Genomic DNA, 18,720 nt, shown 5'->3' on the forward strand with positions numbered 1-18,720 from the left:
AACAGTATGCACTTGGGTAAGCCGTACTGCCCTGGGTGAAGAACGTCGGAAAGCCGTATGCGGGAAAACCGCACGTACGGTTTGATGAGGAGGGGCTGGCCAACCCAGCCCTTTACTCTACTTAGTTATATAAGACTTTATCGATGACAAGGCCAAAACTTTGTTTCCTTATATCTCATTTGAAGGGAATATATTATCTATTATAGAATTAAATAAACATGGACTGGAAATTAATCATTCAACAATATAGCTTAAGAATTACGGGTAATGAATGGGATGCCTATGACTTGGCGCAGGATGCTTCGATCAAAGTGATCGAGGCTATTCGTGCTAATCCTGAAAGGACAATAACGAAGGCGTTTCTGTTTCGTTTAATCAAAAACTGCGTAACGGAAACCCACCGCCGCCTTTCTGAATCGGGAGTAGAGGTTGGGGAGATTCATTCGTTCGACGGGATGCAAGGATTCCACCTGCTTGATCCTGATGGCAATCTATTTGGTGTCGTTAAATAGTCTCTAACGACGGTGAGAAAGTCAGCGCTGTAGGAAAAATATCCTTTGAGGAAGAATCACCATAATTTCACCAAATGGAAGATTTGATTTATTTGCCGAGAAACTTCGAAATCAGAAATAGTACTCGTTGAAATTTTGTTCAACTAACGGAGAACGATAGTTAAAATTAGACACAACGGCAGCCGGCCAGATGATCGGCTGCCGTTTTCATTAAGCTAAAGCTTCGAAAATATTAAATATTTACAAACGAACGTGTGTTCGTTACCATTAAAAATGGTTATTGATTCCATAATTATTTGTGGGAGGAATACAAGTGACGGACTTTGTTGAAAAGATGAATGCCCGGATTAATAACGCTTTACAGGTTAGATTAGTTTCGGATCTAACGAAAGCTAAAGAATACTATCAAGATGTATTAGGTTTCAAGGTTGATGGTTGGGGACACGCTGAACGGGATGGATTAGGCTTTTTACTACAACAAGCAGAGAGACCCGATGATATTCGACCGAATGCTAGGCCATCGAAAGTAAAATACTCCAAAGATTGGCCAGGCCCGACAACAAGTTGGGATACTTACGCGTATTCAGATTTTGATGGGGTCCAGTTATTGTATGATGAATTTGTGGCTAAAGGAGCCATTATTGCTTATTCACCACAAATTGAAGATATGGGAAGTAACAGGTGGAAAGAGTTTGCAGTTAAAGATTTAGACGGTTATGTCATTGTCTTTGGTGGTAGTAATTAAGTGCTTATTCAACTTCCTCGGTAAGATATAGTTTTCTCACGAATGCTCGCTAATTCATTAGAATGGGGAATTATTCAAATTCATTAAGTCTTTGGGGAGAATCCTTAGGAGGGATAGTCCGAATGTATATGTGTGAAGTAATCAATAAAAGAAGCATGAATTTTGCAGGAATAAATCATTCTGGTCCATTGTCGGATTTTCCTGACGCTTGCGTAAGAGTCGAATTGGAATTGTATTCGAGAAAGCAAGATTTCACTCAAATAATAAATCCACATATCTGTTACAGCCCGCACTATGAAAAAGGAAACCTTGGCACATACTGGGCATGCTTTGAGGTAGAGGGTTCGGTGGCGATACCGCTAGGAGTTACGACCTTTGCACTCCCTGAACAGAAATATGCTGTGGTGGTATGTAACGGTAGTACAATTGCGGAAGCATATCAATGGGTGTATAAGTGGATCGAAGAAACTGGTATTCAAAGAAAGTTGGACATGTACGAAATCGAGTGTTATTACAAAAATATCGAAGACGATACTCTCGAAGAAAAGGTAGAAATCTGGGTGCCGGTTGCATAAATTAATATAGTCGATTACGCTAACGGAGACGTTAGCGTGGAGCTGCCGCAAGGACAGCTCCTCTTGATGTTTATTGAAGTAACGGGCAGAATAGTTTAATTATGTGACTCGATATACATTGTTGCTCGACCAAATTATTGACAGAATATTCCGAATAACTTATATTGAACTTAAATTAAAGTTTTCAAATGTGATGAAGAGGACAAGTAGATCCGGAAACACCGTTCAGAGAACTGCCGGTTGGTGCGAGGCAGCGGGATATCCGAATCAAAAAATCGCCTCAGAGCTGGCCCCCGAAATAATAGTAGACGGGCCCGGGATTCTACCGTTACAAAGAAGCATCGTTGTTGGACGATGGCTAAGAGGGCGTTTTATATAAACGTCAATCAGGGTGGTAACGCGGAGTAACTCCGTCCCTTATGGGATGGAGTTTTTTTGCGTCTTCATAATTTATTATTAAAATGGGGGTTATCGAATGAGTAAGGTGATGGTTACAGAACGTTTGACATTGCGGCAACTTGAGTTTAAAGATGCTGAAGCTCTGGAAAAATTGGCTAGCGAAAAGGATGTCGCGGATACGACATTGAGCATTCCTCATCCATATCCAATCGGTTCAGCTATAACATTTATCAAGTCAAGGCATGAAGCTGAAGCAAGAGGCGATGGCTACTCGTTCGCTATTACTTTAACTGAAGGTAGCGTGTTCCTCGGTGTCGTTGGCCTACACGTAAATAAGAAACACAATATGGCTGAATTAGCATATTGGATTGGTAAGCCTTATTGGAGAAGCGGCTTTTGCACAGAAGCAGCCGCAAAGGTAGTTCAGTTTGCATTTGATGAGCTTGAGATAAATCGCGTATATGCAGCAGCGATGACGCGAAATCCTGCTTCGTATAAGGTTATGGAGAAAATCGGAATGAAGTATGAAGGGGTTTTGCGTAATCATATTCGCAAGGGAGACGTTTATGAGGATCTAAGGCATTATGGACTTCTCCGAAGTGATGATTAAGCTAACGAGAACGATAGCATCATGATCAGGCTGCCAGTATTATCGGCAGCCTATTAAGATATTGGGCAGCATAGTTCGAATGATGTCAACTCCGTTAGGGGCAGTTGAGGTCAACCCTTCTGAGGAGTATCTATTTGATAGACTCTCGCTTCAAATAAATGAGATATATAAAGATAAACAAAGATCTCATTTTCTGAAAATCCCATAATCAGGCAGGGTAGGGCGAATGTACGTTTCTATTCAGAAAGCGAACGTGAGTTTTTAAGGTTTGTCAATTTAGTAATAGTATAATAACATACTTCGCGATAACCAATTATTGTAAAAATAGGAGGAAGCATTACTATGAATTTACCAGGGAAGCGGCTTATGATTACCATTTATGATTGGTTCGGCTATGAATTGCCGATTAAGGAACGCTATCAGTTAATAAAAGAAGCCGGATTTGATGGCGTTTTATTATGGTGGAGTGATGGCTTTGGTCGTGACTGTTTTGATCGGAACGATTACCGCAACGGGACGCAAATTGCTCGAGAAGCGGGTCTTTTTATAGAAAATATTTACACACCAGTCCAAAACGCAAACAACCTCTGGGTTGACAATCTGGACGGTGAAACCGTAACTGATTGCTATTTGCAATGCGTTGCAGATTGCGCCGAGTTTGAGATTCCGACAATGGTGGTGCGCCTTCCCAAAGATTCCAAACCATATAACGAACTGGGACTGGATAGAATCAAGAGAATCACTGAAAAAGCTGAACAACTTGGTGTCAATGTTGCACTGGAGAATTTAAAGAACCTTTCCAATTTGGCATATGTGCTGGAACAAGTGGACTCCCTGCGTATCGGATTCTGTTATGACAGCGGACATCACTACAGCCACTATCCAGACGACGATTTATTATCCATGTATGGTTCCCGGTTGATGGCACTACATTTACATGATAATAACGGAAGTCATGCCCAACACGGGTTACCCTTTGACGGCACGATTGATTGGTCTACAACTATGAAAAAAATTGCGGAAACGAGTTATTCAGGCTCGACTGCAATAGAGGCAATGAATTGGGATTATGAGGATTTATCGGCTCAAGAGTTTTTACATAAAGCGTTTGAGCGAGCAAAAAGGCTGGATGCATTACGCTAACGGATTACGATAGTTCAATCTCCAACTAAGACTAGGCTGCCGATCAATGTCGGCAGCCTAGCTCTGTCTTTGTCGCCCGGCCGATAGCCGGCGCCGCCGGCTATCCCTGACGGCTGCCGCCGTCCAAGAGAAGCTGCAGCTCGTCGTGGTGGTTGGCCTGCTTCCTCGCATATCCGGTTCTTTCTTATCAGGTCGCGGCTACTGTCGCCTGGCGTCCGCAGGGCTCCGGCGTTCACGGCGCGGCAGCAGCTCCTCGCTTCCGGCTGCGCCCGCATCCGGCCGGGCGATCGACCGGCGCGGTCAACAGCTCCTTGCGTTCCGCCTGGCGCTCGCTGTTAAAATATCTGCTCCGAGGCGTTCCCATCACGCATGTAAACCAAGTTTGGGGCATTGATATTACCTATTGTGGCACCCCCACAGGCTTTGTGTATCTGGTCGCTATCATCGATTGGTATTCTCGCTACACCGTCGGCTATGCCGTCAGCAATACAATGGTCCGACTTTATTCTAAGAGCCGTAAAAGAGGGGGTAAGGGCGCATGGCACGCCAGAAATCATACGTTGCTGGAACAGGAGTGCAAGATGAACCGGCAGTGACAAGCGGAGGGGATTGAGGTGGGAAGTTCGGTCGTCCGAAGGGCGAGACTGATGCTGCACTCGATCTCACCTGCGATGAATGGAAGGTTCCAAGATCCTCGTACATCGCGGTTTTTTGCTTTAACGAACCAAGTTCTTGTCCAAAAAATGATGGACAAGAACTTGGTTCAAGCTTTGATCTTGCTTTCAACCCATATCGTGCCGGTTTACGGTTGGTCCTGCAGGATGCGAACCAGCACCACGACGGCTTCCGCCCTCGTGGCCGTACTGGACGGCTCGAAACGGTTATTGGAGCGACCCTCTATAATTTGTGTCTGGGCTGCTTTCGCAACGTAACCTTTCGCCCAGTCCGGAATGTCCGCATCGTCCGCGAACGAGGTCCCGCCGTTTGAAGCCGGCATTCCCCAGCCGCGGATCAGCATGGTGACCATTTCCGCCCGGTTGATCTTCTCGTTCGGACGCAGCGTGCCGTCTTCGTAACCTTCGATGATTCCTGCTTGGATGGCGGCGGACAATTCGGCATCCGCCCACGCAGGAACCGATTCCCGGTCCTTGAAGCTGTCCAATCCAACGGTGCTTCCCGCTGCCGGCAACTTCTTTGCTCTCGCTACCATCAAGGCGAATTGCAGCCTCGTTACTTCATCGTCCGGCATGAACTTATCGTTCGACGGCCCGTTCACGATGCACAGCTCCGAAGCCAATTCAATATCCGATTTTGTCCAATGGTTCTGCACATCCGTCCACGTCAGTTGCGAGCATGCAGCCCCACTCGGCTGTTCCGGCGGCTTCTCCGTATCCGGCTTGCCTACGGGAGGCGTTGTTGGATTAACGGGAGCCGTTGGCGTCGATATGCCGCCGCCGCCGGAATCCGGGTCCCCATCCTCCGTAGGGGTCGAATCCGCACTATTGCAGGTAACGATAACGGTATACGTCTTCGTTGTCTGACCGTCCTGCGCCGTTACCGTCACATCGATCGCGTTTTCGCCTACGTTTAACGGGATAGCTTGCGATGCCGCGCCGCTCGCCGTCGCGTCCCCGTTCACCGTGATCGTCGCATTTGGATCCGCTGTGGTCGGCGTGACCGTCAGGCTGTAAACACTATTCGCCACGGTTGCCGCGTAGCTTGTCGTTCCGACGCCGAATGCCGGACTAAGCACTCCGTCCGACAGCTTCAGGTTCGTCAAGTCGGCGCTGTTGCTCGCCGCACGGGTCACCGTCACCGTATACGTTTTGGTCGTGATGCCGTCCTGAGCCGCCACCGTCAAATCAATTACGTTATCTCCTACGTCCAACAGAATCTCTTGTGACAGCATACCGCTCACCGTCGTATTTCCGTTCACTTTGATCGTCGCGCCAAGATCGGCCGCAGTCGGCGTAACCGTCAATTTGTACACGCTGTTCGCCACTGTAGCCGAATAGCTAGTCGTCCCTATACCAAACGCCGGACTAAGCGCTCCGTCCGAAAGCTCCAGGTTGGTCAAATCCGCACTGTTGCTCGCCGCACGGGTTACCGTCACCGTATACGATTTTGTCGTCGTACCGTCCTGCGCCGTTACCGTCACTGTGATCGCGTTCTCTCCCACGTTCAACGGAATCGCTTGCGATGCCGTGGCGCTCGTAACCGTCGTCCCGTTTACCGTGACGGCAAAGGTGCTATAACTCGCGGTCGGCGTCACGGTGATCGCATACACGCTGTTCGTCACTGAAACCGTGTAAGCGAGCGAGCCCGAAGCAAACACCGGACTTAAGCTGCCCTCGCTCAACGTCAACCCGCTCAATTCCGGTATCAGCTTATGAAAAGTGTGACCGTTCGCAACCGCATAATCTTTGGCCGGTGAGGGGTCATAACTGATGAAGGTCAGATCGCCCGGGGACGCTTGATTGTTTACGAAAGCAGCCCCCCCGATACTTGTCGCATTTCCGAGGATGGTAACTTGAGTCAATGCATTATTAATAAATGCATAATGCTCGATACTCTTCACGCTTTCCGGAATTTCAATATTTGTCAGTTTATTACCATCGAATGCATAACTACCGATACTCTCTAAATGATCGGGAAGCTCGATGCTGGTTATTTGGTTGTATCGGAAGGCTGAACTCCCGATCCCCGTCATGCTGTTCGGGAACGTGACGTGCGTCAATTGGTTTCTATAGAAAGCGGAGTCCCCCACATACTCCAGGCCCTCCGGGAGAATGACGCTGGTTAGCTTGTTGTTAACTGTGAATGCATAAATCCCGATACTCTTCAAGCCATTCGAGAGCGTCAGACTGGTCAAACTATTGCTCAGAAATGCATAATCTCCAATCGTCATCACACTATCCGGAATCGTGAGACTTGTCAGGTGGTTGGATCCAAAGGCTCTCACTCCGATACTGGTTAAGGTGTCCGGAAGGGTGACACTGGCAAGATTTCTGCCAAAAAAGGCATCTTTCCCGATTCCGGTTACCGCTAGTCCTTCCAATACACTCGGAATGATCACGTCCGTATCCGTTCCCATGTATGACGTAATCGCCGCTGTTCCATCCCCGTTATCCGTGTAACTGAAGTCGCCTGACAATGCCGCTTTGGCTTGTTGTCCAGGGACTAGCGTCCAGACGGCGGTTAGAAAAGCCAACAATGCCATCGTACGAAGCGCCGCTCTTTTCAACATTATTTTCCCTCCAGTTGGGTAATTCTAGATCGCTAGATCCATTCCGCAGTATACCAGACCGCTATGAAAGAATTATAAAAGAAGTATAAAAACATGCAAAGAACCGCCACCCGATCCCACGGAGACCAGAAGCTAGCGGGAAACGAAAGCGCAATAATAACATCAAGAACAAAGGCTGCCGCGATGTGATCGGCAGCCTTGTTGCGCTTACGGGCAGTTTAGCGCAAAAAGTCTTGCTTTAGTGGATATATATGGTAACATAAAATGAGAATGTATGTTCCTAATAATAGAAGGTATCGGATTCTCATGAAGTCTAAATTTCGTAATGAAAGAACAGCAATCAAAGCGAAAGGTGGTTTAATGAATATCTTGAAAAACAAAACCGAGCTACGAATTATGATCGATGAGCCGTGGCAGAAAGAAAGTATTGAAGAAATCGCAAAACGCTTTGAGGCTCTAAATCCGGGAGTAAGCGTGATAATCAATGTCGTTGATAACGGTGTAATCCGCTCCGAACTTTATGCTGGCGAATCCAAAGTAGACATCGTGCAGTTATTTTGCGGCGATATTACGGACGGAAGTCGGGACGGATTGTTGCTGGATTTGTTACCGTGGGTAGAAACGGAAGGTATCGAAGCACTCTTTCACCCTTCGATATTGCGGTTTGTGCGAAATGGCGAAAGCATTGCGGCTATGCCGTTAAGCGCTACAATGAAAGGCATATTTTACAATAAGCAATGGTTCGATAAAGCCGGGATCCCGTATCCAGAAGATGGATGGACTTGGGACGAATTTCAAGAAACGGCACTTAAGCTTCAGAGCGCGAACGTAAGTCCGGGTGAAGAACGTTTTGCAGCCCGAATATCTTTTCACAGGGAATATATGCGTCTTCTTCTTTTAACAGCCGGCACCGACATGCTATCTCCCGACCAGACAAGGGCTACAGGTTACATGAACAGTCCAAAAGCGGTTGAAACGATCTCTTGGGCAGTCGATCTCGTTCGAAAGCACAGGGTAGCTTGGGCTACTCATGACTATTTCAAAAACAGTGATTTGCTTGAAAATAAAACCGGGATGATCCTCGATTACTTCATTATGCTGCATGAGATTGAGCCTAAACTGAAGGAAAACCTTGGGATGGTTGGTTTGCCTTATTTCCGAGGAGGCGTAAGGGTTAATGAACCTTGGGTTTGTGGATTCGGGATTGCATCCCGAACCCAGTATCCGGAGCTTGCCTGGCAACTGCTTCGCGAACTCACTTGCACAAGCAATGAACTCACGCGGCTTGTAACACAGGGCTTTATCGCTCCACTTCATTCGGTTTACAAGGAAGTTGGGCACGAGACTGATCCGCTTCGGCGTGTAGTATTGGAAGAGTTTGCTTATGGAAGCGCTCTCCCGGCTTCAGCAGCAAACACCGATTTCTGCCACTTTCTGGATAGACATTTGAATCCGGCTACTCGTCGAATCGTTTATGAAGGTGCGGACGTTAAGGAGATGCTTGAAACGATCACGGTAAGAATGGACGAAACGCTGGAAAAGAGAAGGCTGATTTGATATACAGCGCGGCCACATTCAAGTTCGAGCAGAACCTTTAGCGAAACTGCGGCGAATCACCACAGCAGAATGGAAAATCCCATTTTATGGGGGCTATAAAATGAATGATACGAACAGTAAATTTCGGGAGATTTGGCCCAACTCCACGGTTCGAGCAAGTAATTTAACAGAAGTATATTTGGAAGGTAATGCGTGGTGGGATATGTGTATTAATCAATGTGATGTTTTGGTTTCATTTTTCCAATGTCTCTCTCCAAGATAATTTGCTGATATGAGGCTTTTCCATTGCGGGGACTAGCTTGTGCAGCAACTACTTATTTGGTAGAGCATGGATTAGGATGGGCAGAAGCCAGGGTTCGATGAACATAACCTTTGAGCGAATATCGGTTTAAGCTGGGAGAGCGTTGCGAAATAGCTATCAATCGCATGATTAAGGTCTATTGCTCCATTCTGGAAAGGCAGTGATTCGAAGGTTCGCACATGACTGTAGTAAAATTTTTCATCCCGTTTGGGCTGTTTGTAGATGGATGGCGGAGTATGCGTGACAACGTCATATGGATTGGCAATACGGTAGCTGTTCTGTACATACTTTGAAAAAGTTTTCGCGAAAGCCGGATCTCCTAGGCGAGGAGATCCATACGTAAACAGTTTGGGCGAGTTGTAAACGGTGTTCGCCGCAATATCAAAAGCGCATAACGTCGCGAGTGCCGCACCGAGACTGTGACCTGTAATGTATAATGCCTTATTAGGTGACAACTCGGCGAGCGCGGAGATAATCCCGTTCCTACCTGAAGAATAGATATTTGTGAAGCCGCGATGCGTATAACAGTCTTCATTAATAAATTTAAACTTCGTTTGTGAGGCCATAATATCAGAAATCCAATCGCTTGTTGAATTGGACCCGCGAAACGCAATAATGATCTCTTTAGGAGATTCAATAATAAATCCGAATCGTTCCCATATATTAGCGACCGATTTCATTTGAAACGTATAGTTGACTGAATAATGTAATGGAACAACGAAGGAACCATCTGTATTGGTAAATTGGGTATAGGTTTGACCGCAGATTGCAGCCAGAAAGATCGCCCGCTCTACATAAACATCATTAATAACCATTTGCATCCCGCCCTTCTTTCCTACCCAATTTATGAAAAGAAGACGTGATTGATGTTTATTATTGAAGCGTTTGTTATCTTCAATTTTGCAATTGGCCGACCGGCTTCCGTTATTTCTTGACTGCATTACTTCTTGCGGTATTTTTTAATAAAGTATTAGACTCACACGGCAGCGCTGAACTAACTGGCAGGATAGCGCAGTAATTGATTATTGGCTCACATACTATTTGACGTTACTTCATGTAAATGTTACTTTTGTGTAATACCCATTTTATGGGTTAAAATTTAAGGAGTGTATGGCATTGAAGTTACCTGTACACGAACGGTTCATTGAGCAGGCAAAAGAGTATGTAAGACAAGATCATCGACTTACAGGTCTCCTTGCAGGCGGTTCCATGATACACGGAGCAATGGATAAGTACAGCGATCTGGATTTAATAATCGTCTACGATTACGCTTTTCGAAATGAGATCATGGAACAACGAATCCGGATAGCAGAAAGGCTCGGCAACTTACTTTCGGCATTCACCGGTGAGCATGTCGGAGAACCCAGATTGCTTATTTGTTTATATGGACCGGCACCTCTTCATGTCGATCTTAAGTTTGTTCTAGTGGAGGAGCTCAAAATACGAGTCGAGAACCCGTTGATTCTTTGGGAAAGAGGTTCAGATATTACAACGGTACTCAGCAAAACAACCCCGACTTTCCCTTTCCCTGATCCTCAATGGATTGAGGATCGTTTCTGGGTATGGGTGCATTACGGTGCGACTAAATTAGGGAGGGGCGAGTTGTTCGAACTGATCGATCACCTAACATTTATTCGAAATGATGTGTTAGGGCCGTTGGTTCTCATTCGCAACGGCCATTCTCCGCGAGGAGTTCGAAAGCTCGAGATATACGCATCAAAAGAACTGGAAGAACTTAAAGGAACGATTCCTTTCCACAGCTTCGAAAGTTGCTACCGCGCGCTAAAAAACACGATTAAGATGTACCAACGATTACGGACTGCTTCAGAGATTGTAACGAAAATGGAAGCTGAACGCGTCTCAATCGAGTTTCTTGACAAAATATATTCAGATAATTCTAGTAGCAACTTGTTCAACTAGGAGACGATAACGGAAAGTAACAAAAAGACTCCTTGGTATGATGTTTATAGGTCCCAGATGCTGGCCAGCTTCGGATCCAAAAACGGCAATCACGCAGGAAATCGGCCTTAATGAGGTGAGTAAGGGGTTCACATGCCACTTGGACTCGTATCTGTTATACTACCTATTAAAGCAATCTTGAAGCGGAAAGTGTGATTACGCATGAAGGTAAGGCAGTATCACGTGGATCAAAACGGACTGCATCAGTTTTTCGGAACGTTGGAAGCCCGAATTATGGAACTGATGTGGAGATCGATGGAAAAGAAGAGTGTCCGGCAGATTCATGAAAACTTACAGCTTGAAGGCCCCATTTCGTTTAATGCTGTAATGACCGTATTGAACCGATTATGGGAAAAGGATTTTGGACAAGGAATCCAAGGTCAGGGAAGAACCAAAACGTCTTATTTTCAGCCCCTTCAATCCAAGAAGAAGGAATTCTCCATGAAGCTATATATGTCCTTAAAAGGCGTGTTTCTTACTATCACCGGATTATCCGTTTGGATCATGTTGCAAATGGGGATATCCGTCTATCATCAAATTAGCGACGTCAATTACTACCCCGATGTATAAAGGGAGAAATGCCTCTGATGATGCGGATGTTGCGGCCGCTTATAGCCGTAATGGGCACCGACATCGGCCGGGATTACGGGCGATCCTTAAACCACACCTTGGACGGCTGATTATTCGAGAGAACAGCCCGGCCCTGTTCGGGGAAATGTATCGCAAAATCGTGCTTGAGCGTAAATGTCTCCTTGACAGCCATGAGAATTAATAAATCCCGCCTGAATGGTTCACACCAATCGGGCGGGATTTGTTTAAGGGAATTCTGAATGCTACTTTACTCCATTTATCAATCCAAGTGCCTGTAATGTCCTTATGAGCACAACAGCCGCTTGTGCGCGAGTCGTTTCGCCTTTCGGATTGAACGTATCTTCGCCTGTGCCTGTCATGATTTGAAGGGCGACCATCGTGCGAACGTCCTCTAAATAGGCCTTATTAATGTTTCCGATATCGTTGTAGCCATTTAAGCTAGCCATTTCCATCGGAAACGGCAGCTTTTCAAGGGAAATGACGGCCGTCAGCATGTTCGCCATTTCTTCGCGAGTCAGCGGTTGATCGGGCTTGAAGCTATTGTCCTTCACGAAGTTCAGTAATCCCAGCTCCTTCGCTTTGGCTACCGCATCGAAATACCATGTGCCGGACTTTACATCGTGATATGGCGCCGTGCCGATCGTTGGTTTGCCGCGTCCCAGCGCCCGGATTAACATAGCGGTAAACTCCGCTCTGGTTACGGTTCGATCCGGGTCGTACAGGCGGTCGTCCACTCCGTCAACAAGTCCTTTCGCTGCGGCAAGCCGGACGAACGACCCACTCCAATGATTTTGCACATCGGAAAAGCTTACCGTATTTTCCGCCACAACGTACACGCTGTTTGAATAAGAGCGGATCATCACATACCATACATCGTCAATCTGCACCTTCTTGGCGGCGACAAACTCGAATGTTCCCGTCGTTTCGTTAAAGCGGAATGCGCCCCATTGCTCCGGCAAGCTGTTCACATTTTTCGGCATCGGAATAACTCTGGTCAGTGCCTTACTGAACTTTTCTGCCGATCCGATAGTTTGCCCGCTCTTCATTATGATAATTTCTATGTTGAAATCGACAATAGCGCCTAAGACTTTACCATTCGGCAGACCGCTGTCAAACGCCGCAACAATATCCTTATCCCCGGTTTTGTCGGCCAAGGTAACTTTGAAGCTGATATCCTCGGCTTTAAGGTTGTTTGCTGCAAGCAAATCTTGCAGCCCCGGAATGAGCGACGCCAGATTGACCGGCACCTGATAGCTTCCGTACGGGGTCTTGATCTCGATGAAGAAAGTGGCGTTTTTGCCCTCCAAGCTTGTCAGGATACTTGCCGGGATGCTGGCAAAGGCCACCCCGTCCTTAGGCGTCGCTTCGAGCGTGACGGACGGCTTCGAAGTGTCGATTTTGCCCGGATCGAGCATGGTTCCATTCAGGTCGATCGCTGGCCCGCCAACGACAGGCTCTGAATCGTATCCGCTGTAGCCGCCGGATTCGCCGTTCACTGTAACCGTCGTGGACTTTCCCGCAACCTCCGCTCCATTAAGATAAACCGTCAACGTATAGGTTTTGGGGCTTGTATCCGTGTTTGGCGGTATAGCGATCGTTGCTTTTGCACTTGTCGCACTAGTTATGGCGGCTGAGGCTGCTTCTGTTCCATCCATATATATTTTAACGGACTGTCCTATAAGATTTGAACCCGTTACGGTGGCTATTGTGCTGCCCCCCGAGCTGGCAAGAGTTGCCGGTGTTATTGTAATATTTCTTACCGCAGGTACGGCTACGGTAAAGCTTGCACTTGCCTCGTCAAGTGTATTGCGGTAGGCGTTTTCCACGATATCGCCGGCAACTTTTACCTTGTAAATGCCATCTAGAAGAGGGGCGTTAAACGTTAAAGTATACGTTCTGGAAATTTCATCATAACTAGCCGTATAACTTGAAAATGGCAAATCGTCCTTCTCCATGATGAACAGCGAAGGCGCATCGGAAGAAGTCAACGGCTTCCCATCCGCCACCCAAAATACGGGTTCGCTGACTGAAACGGCAATTGAGGCGGGCGATACGGTAAAGATCTGGTTGGCCGTGAATCCGACGAATGCAACGGTAGGCTTGGTGCTATCGTACATGAAACTCAAAGTATTAGACTTGGTATTGCCGTTGGCAGCTGCATCGGTTGCTGCGTCCGCCGCAACGTTTACCGTTACCGCCTGACCGCTCGTGGACGGAGTAATCGTGGCGGTGTAATTAAACGCACTGACGGCAATAAAATTGGAAACCGTGCCGTTATCGACAAAGATGTCGTTCGCATTAAAGCCGGTTACAGCTTCGCTAAAGGTGACGGTAATCGGGAAAGCGGCATTTACCGTCGCGCCGGCTGTGCTTGATAGGATAACCGTCGGCTTGGTGCTGTCGTACATGAAACTCAAGGTATTGGACGCGGTATTGCCGTTGGCAGCTACATCGGTTGCTGCGTCCGCTGCAACATGTACCGTTACCGCCTGACCGCTCGTTGTCGGAGTGACCGTGGCGGTGTAATTAAACGCACTGATGGCAATAAAATTGGAAATCGTGCCGTTATCGACAAAGATGTCGCTCGCATCGAAGCCGCTCACGTCTTCGCTAAAGGTGACGGTAATCGGGAAAGCGACGTTTACCGTCGAGCCGGCTGTGCTTGATAGGGTAACCGTCGGCTTAGTGATATCGTACATGAAATTCAAAGTGTTAGATTCGGTATTGCCGTTGGCAGCTGCATCGGTTGCTGCGTCCGCTGCAACATTTACCGTTACCGCCTGATCGCTCGTTGTCGGGGTGACCGTGGCCGTGTAATTAGACGCACTGACGGCAATAAAATTGGAAACCGTGCCGTTACCGATTACGATGTCGCTCGAATCAAAGCCGGTTACAGCTTTGCTAAAGTTGACGGTAATCGGGAACGGTGCGTTCACCGTACTGCCTGCCGGTCCGGACAGATTAACGGTTGGCCGGGTAGCGTCAACGGTAAAAGCAAGCTGCGGCGCCGCAACTGCCGGATTATACGTATCCTTAACCGTAATATGTAAAGTATAAGTTCCGCTGCCGAGCCCTGTCAGCGGGATCATACGGTCGATCGATTGCGTACGGCTGCCGGCATATACGCTATACGTTACGGTTGTAACGGTGGCATTCAAGCTATCCCGAATCGTATAATCGACGGTTAGCTGCTCACCGATACTGTCGCCATATACCGTACCTGTCACTGATAATTGGTTCTGGCCGGGGGATAGGTTATACAATGTTACAGCAAGCGGATCCACTGCAAGTCCCGGCTTGAACGCAAGCAAATACGGATACCTATCCCCATCGCGAAAGCCCCAAATCGAGGTATTCCAACCTGCGAAGATGCTCGTATCTTTCATGCGCTCCGTGGTGACCCCGGTTCCAGCCGCACTGGTGGACTGGCCGGAAGTTTCCGTGTTCCAATACGAGCCCGGGAATGTGTTGCCGGTATCATTCCGGCCCACCAGGCCACCAACCCGAGAGCTCCCGGTTACATGGCCCGCTGCATATGAATTTTCGATAGAACCTGAATTGTGATAGCCTACCAAGCCACCTACTTCTTCGTCCCCGATTACATTGCCCGCTGCATAGGAGTTCCGGATCGTGCCGGCGTTCGTGCCCACCAAGCCGCCATGCCTCCATGACGCCCCGCTGACATGAACGAGCGCATACGAATTCTCGATCGTCCCTACGTTGACGCCCGCCAGACCGCCGGCGGCAGCATCAGACCCGCTCATGCTTATCCTGCCGGTTGCAATCGAGTCTAGAATCTTACTACCGGATAAGAGGTTGCCTACCAAGGCGCCCCCAGGCGCACTGATCCTAGGCTCACCCCTGCCGGTCACATTGATATCGAGCAAACGAATATTCTTCAATTGAGCATTAGCGCCTATGACCCCGAAAAGCCCAACTTGTATAAGAGGACGGTCGATCGTCATATTACGGATCGCATATCCTTTCCCGTCCAACGTTCCTTTGAACGGGCTTGAGCTAGTACCGATTGGCATCCATCCTCCGTTATCCGGACCGGCTCCGTCGAAATCATAGCCGGACAGATCGATGTCCCGCCCCAGTTTGTAATGTTTCGACAAACCATTGCGGATATCGGACAATTGCTGAGCGTTCATGATGATAATCGGATCTGCAGGCGAGTCACCGGGCGCCGCGTGAACTTCACTCGTCCGTATGGCAAGAGAAAGCGTCTGAAAGACGAGCATAAACAAGATTACTGAAACAATTGTTTTTCTCATTATTTTATTTCCTCTCTATCAGGATCAAATCTAACATGGCAGCTCAATAGATCAAGACATCAGCTTGACGAGTCCTTGGATAAGCACCTTCGCATCCGTCCCTCCGAAAAGAACGGAAAAAAGCGTATATCCTTCGTTGAACGCAATGACCTGCCGCGCGATTAGAACGGGATCTTTGTCAGGCGGGATCCACCCTTTCTCTTGCAGGACTACTATCAACTTTTCGATTCCTCCGACCCATTCCCTGTATTTCTGCTTGAGCGCGCTCTGAATGATAGGGTCTCCTTTCGTTTGTTGATAGAAATCGGCCAGCACGACGATCCAATTATCGACCCCCTTGAGCATCTGCCCGAGCCGCGTAAGGACAATCGTGATTACCTCTTCCAGCGTAGTATCCTCCGGGCTATATTCCTTCGGCACGACTGTCCAGCCGTTCGTTATTTGCATTTGGTAATCCAGAACATGCAAGAATAGCTGTTCCTTGCTCTTAAAATGAACATAAAATGCGCCCTTCGTATGGCCGGTCAACTCTACAATATCTCCGAGCGTCGTAGAAGCGTACCCCTTCGCCGAGAAGCTCTTCATACCGGCCTCGAGAAGTTGTTGATAGGTCGCTTCCCTTTTCAATTGAAACTTATTTTTCTTCATCGATAGCTCCTGACAAGTTATTTTTAATTAATTACATTCTGTATAGTATGTATTCTAGTTGCAAAAAATGTAATCTGTCAATAACAGTATTTATCCTATACAGTATGAAGTCGGGATGTATTAATCATGACTTATCTGGAGTCTTATAAGGAATGGGGCGAAATGAGGGCGGGTGAGTTGGTGCAAAGTGTGAGAGTCGAGATCCCCAATGAGTACGGCAAGATAATGGGCAACTGCTCTCTTTATTACTAAGTTAAGAGCATCATTGTTCAATATAATGATTCTTTCAATAGGTCTGCATGGAAAAACTCGGTATACTTAATGAGAGTTGATGAAGTGATTCTGCAGGGAGTGGATAAGTCTGCATTCAGAAAATGATTATAAACAAATTGCGGCCGAAGCCTTAAAAAAATACTCGATAAAGTGTGATGAGCTTGTTTACTTGGGTAAAGGTGACAATGCAACATTTCGCGTTAGTACAAGCTTTTCAGATTTGAAATATCTTATTAAAATTCATTGTTCCACTATGGAAATAATAACGAAAGAGTTTATCGAGTCTGAGCTTTTATGGCTTGAAGCGTTGGCAAGCGTTCCGAATCTTGTCCTACCTACTCCTCTTAGAAATCAAGATTATGAACTAATCACAGAAGTACGAACTAATAATGAAGGATTATGGAGAGTCACATGTTATAGCTGGGTTAATGGCGAAGTACTGAATCGACAACCAACAAGTAAAGAAACAGCACGGTTAGCTGTTTTGATGGCAACACTCCATAAACATTCTATTCAATGGGATGTCCCTAAAAGTTTTGATAGACCCGTATATAATTCCGCGAATTTACTTTCATCACTTACCAAATTAAGACATAACTTTGATCTGATGACTATTGAGCAATTTACTTGGCTCGAAAACACAGTGCAAAAAATTAGAAGTGATATTGAAAAACAAATCGTAACTCGGGATAACTGGGGAATTATCCATTCTGATCTTCACGAGGGCAATTACGTGTTTGATCGAACTCATCCCAGACCCATTGATTTTTCCGCTTGCGGGTATGGATTTTATTTATTTGATATTGCTGAGACTTTCTTACATCTCTATCCTGAAAATCGTAAAATATTTATCTCAACCTATAACAAGGAGCACCAACTTCATGAGATCGATGTAAACCTTTTAGAATCGTTTTTTATATGGGCTATTATAAGGAACTTTGCTTTTCTTTCAGCAAATCCGATTGAATATGAATTTTTATCAAAGAGTATTCCTTCTGTAATCCAAAACTATTGTAAAAAATATCTTAAAGGGGAAAGTTTCCTATTAAATTAAAGCCAGAAAATTAATATGGGCTCGTTTATTTTGAATGGGCAAATGGAGGGAAACATGGTCAGGATTTTGCATGAGATAGCCGATTTGGTTAGGAGCGAAGATAAAAGATTCATCATTGGAATTTCGGGTCATGGTGCGTCTGGGAAGACAACGTTTGCCCAGAATCTCTTAAACATTCTAGGAAATGATAATGTAAATTATATCAATACCGATCCTTATATTATCGGCTCTCATCTTAGGAAGTACACTTTAATCGACTATGAATATAGGAATGAACAGCATCAAGAGAAAATGACAGCTTGTCATCCTGCTGCTCATCATGTATTCGCGCTTGAGAGAGACATGCGTATGATGAGAGATGGTTTAGACTTTTATACAATAGGTTCGAACAACGCAAAGAGTATGCTGGTTTCTTCCGAAAACCAAATAAATATTGTAGAAGGCATGACCGTTGCCTTCACCGATCCCAATTTGTATGATCTAAAAGTTTACTTCTATACAGATGGGGAAACGGAACTAATGAGAAGAAGTATACGCGATGTTACTGAAAGAGGAACAGATCTTAATTATTTAAAAAAATCTCATGAAGAGCGAAGAATTCAATATGATATATTTATGCACCCTTATCATCGGAATTTTGATATAGTTTTAAAAAATTCGAATGAAGGTTACATTCTTGAAAAAGGTAGTAGTAAGTAAGGTTGAGTACCACGTTGCAGTCTGCCGACATAGAACAGCCAATTCAGATAACGAGCACGCTAGCGGAGAGTTCCTGCGAGGGTGCTCCTTTTTTGTTTGTTGACGGGGGCAGTGAAGGAGATGGTTAAAT

The 18,720-nt window shown here is 46.3% G+C and carries 15 protein-coding genes and 1 other annotated feature; of the genes, 11 read left to right on the top strand and 4 right to left on the bottom strand.

Going from position 1 to position 18,720, the window contains the following annotated elements:
- Positions 1 to 218 precede the first annotated feature (218 nt).
- The 6 genes from D7M11_RS30115 to D7M11_RS38190 all read left to right on the top strand — a co-directional run bounded on the left by D7M11_RS30115 (position 219) and on the right by D7M11_RS38190 (position 4,580).
- Positions 219 to 512 (top strand): sigma factor, encoded by a 294-nt coding sequence (locus tag D7M11_RS30115; protein ID WP_120750990.1) that lies wholly within the window; start codon positions 219 to 221, stop codon positions 510 to 512.
- Between the two features lie 313 nt (positions 513 to 825).
- Positions 826 to 1,257 (top strand): VOC family protein, encoded by a 432-nt coding sequence (locus D7M11_RS30120; RefSeq protein WP_120750991.1) that lies wholly within the window; start codon positions 826 to 828, stop codon positions 1,255 to 1,257.
- 122 nt (positions 1,258 to 1,379) lie between these two features.
- Positions 1,380 to 1,832: a GyrI-like domain-containing protein gene (locus tag D7M11_RS30125; protein WP_158606912.1), complete on the top strand. Its 453-nt coding sequence runs from the start codon at positions 1,380 to 1,382 to the stop codon at positions 1,830 to 1,832.
- A 184-nt stretch (positions 1,833 to 2,016) separates the two neighbouring features.
- Positions 2,017 to 2,253: a binding site (T-box leader), on the top strand.
- 54 nt (positions 2,254 to 2,307) lie between these two features.
- Entirely contained in the window at positions 2,308 to 2,841 is a 534-nt protein-coding gene (locus D7M11_RS30130) for a GNAT family N-acetyltransferase (protein WP_120750993.1), read from the top strand.
- A gap of 342 nt (positions 2,842 to 3,183) precedes the next feature.
- On the top strand, positions 3,184 to 3,984 hold the full coding sequence (locus D7M11_RS30135; protein WP_205127133.1) for a sugar phosphate isomerase/epimerase family protein: 801 nt from the start codon (positions 3,184 to 3,186) through the stop codon (positions 3,982 to 3,984).
- A 311-nt stretch (positions 3,985 to 4,295) separates the two neighbouring features.
- Positions 4,296 to 4,580, top strand: a complete 285-nt coding sequence (locus D7M11_RS38190) for a DDE-type integrase/transposase/recombinase (protein ID WP_420818452.1) — start codon at positions 4,296 to 4,298, stop codon at positions 4,578 to 4,580.
- A 206-nt stretch (positions 4,581 to 4,786) separates the two neighbouring features.
- On the opposite strand, the gene D7M11_RS30145 is transcribed toward D7M11_RS38190, so the two are convergent.
- Complete coding sequence (locus D7M11_RS30145; protein ID WP_120750995.1) at positions 4,787 to 7,231, bottom strand: cadherin-like beta sandwich domain-containing protein; 2,445 nt, start codon at positions 7,229 to 7,231, stop codon at positions 4,787 to 4,789.
- 306 nt (positions 7,232 to 7,537) lie between these two features.
- Here D7M11_RS30145 and D7M11_RS30150 point away from each other — a divergent pair, with 306 nt between their 5' ends.
- Positions 7,538 to 8,788 (top strand): extracellular solute-binding protein, encoded by a 1,251-nt coding sequence (locus D7M11_RS30150; RefSeq protein WP_158606913.1) that lies wholly within the window; start codon positions 7,538 to 7,540, stop codon positions 8,786 to 8,788.
- A 333-nt stretch (positions 8,789 to 9,121) separates the two neighbouring features.
- Here D7M11_RS30150 and D7M11_RS30155 read toward each other — a convergent pair whose 3' ends face one another.
- On the bottom strand, positions 9,122 to 9,910 hold the full coding sequence (locus tag D7M11_RS30155) for a lipase family protein (protein ID WP_338042522.1): 789 nt from the start codon (positions 9,908 to 9,910) through the stop codon (positions 9,122 to 9,124).
- Between the two features lie 295 nt (positions 9,911 to 10,205).
- Here D7M11_RS30155 and D7M11_RS30160 point away from each other — a divergent pair, with 295 nt between their 5' ends.
- Entirely contained in the window at positions 10,206 to 11,009 is an 804-nt protein-coding gene (locus D7M11_RS30160) for an oxalate:formate antiporter (RefSeq protein WP_120750997.1), read from the top strand.
- 201 nt (positions 11,010 to 11,210) lie between these two features.
- Positions 11,211 to 11,618 carry a BlaI/MecI/CopY family transcriptional regulator gene (locus D7M11_RS30165; RefSeq protein ID WP_120750998.1) on the top strand — a complete coding sequence of 136 codons (408 nt, stop codon included), beginning with the start codon at positions 11,211 to 11,213 and terminating at the stop codon, positions 11,616 to 11,618.
- Positions 11,619 to 11,881: 263 nt separating this feature from the next.
- Here the strand turns inward: D7M11_RS30165 and D7M11_RS30170 are convergent, their stop codons facing one another.
- Together D7M11_RS30170 and D7M11_RS30175 are read right to left on the bottom strand one after the other, a co-directional pair.
- Positions 11,882 to 15,916 (bottom strand): Ig-like domain-containing protein, encoded by a 4,035-nt coding sequence (locus D7M11_RS30170; protein WP_120750999.1) that lies wholly within the window; start codon positions 15,914 to 15,916, stop codon positions 11,882 to 11,884.
- A gap of 51 nt (positions 15,917 to 15,967) precedes the next feature.
- Entirely contained in the window at positions 15,968 to 16,564 is a 597-nt protein-coding gene (locus D7M11_RS30175) for a TetR/AcrR family transcriptional regulator (protein WP_120751000.1), read from the bottom strand.
- Positions 16,565 to 17,006: 442 nt separating this feature from the next.
- On the opposite strand from D7M11_RS30175, the gene D7M11_RS30180 reads away from it, so the two are divergent.
- Entirely contained in the window at positions 17,007 to 17,891 is an 885-nt protein-coding gene (locus tag D7M11_RS30180; protein ID WP_240041369.1) for a phosphotransferase enzyme family protein, read from the top strand.
- 54 nt (positions 17,892 to 17,945) lie between these two features.
- The gene (locus D7M11_RS30185) at positions 17,946 to 18,590 is read left to right on the top strand and encodes a uridine kinase family protein (protein ID WP_120751002.1); all 645 of its coding nucleotides are present in this window, start codon (positions 17,946 to 17,948) and stop codon (positions 18,588 to 18,590) included.
- Positions 18,591 to 18,720 lie beyond the last annotated feature (130 nt).

This window comes from Paenibacillus ginsengarvi (assembly GCF_003626695.1).
GTDB classification, from domain to species: Bacteria; Bacillota; Bacilli; order Paenibacillales; family NBRC-103111; genus Paenibacillus_AB; species Paenibacillus_AB ginsengarvi.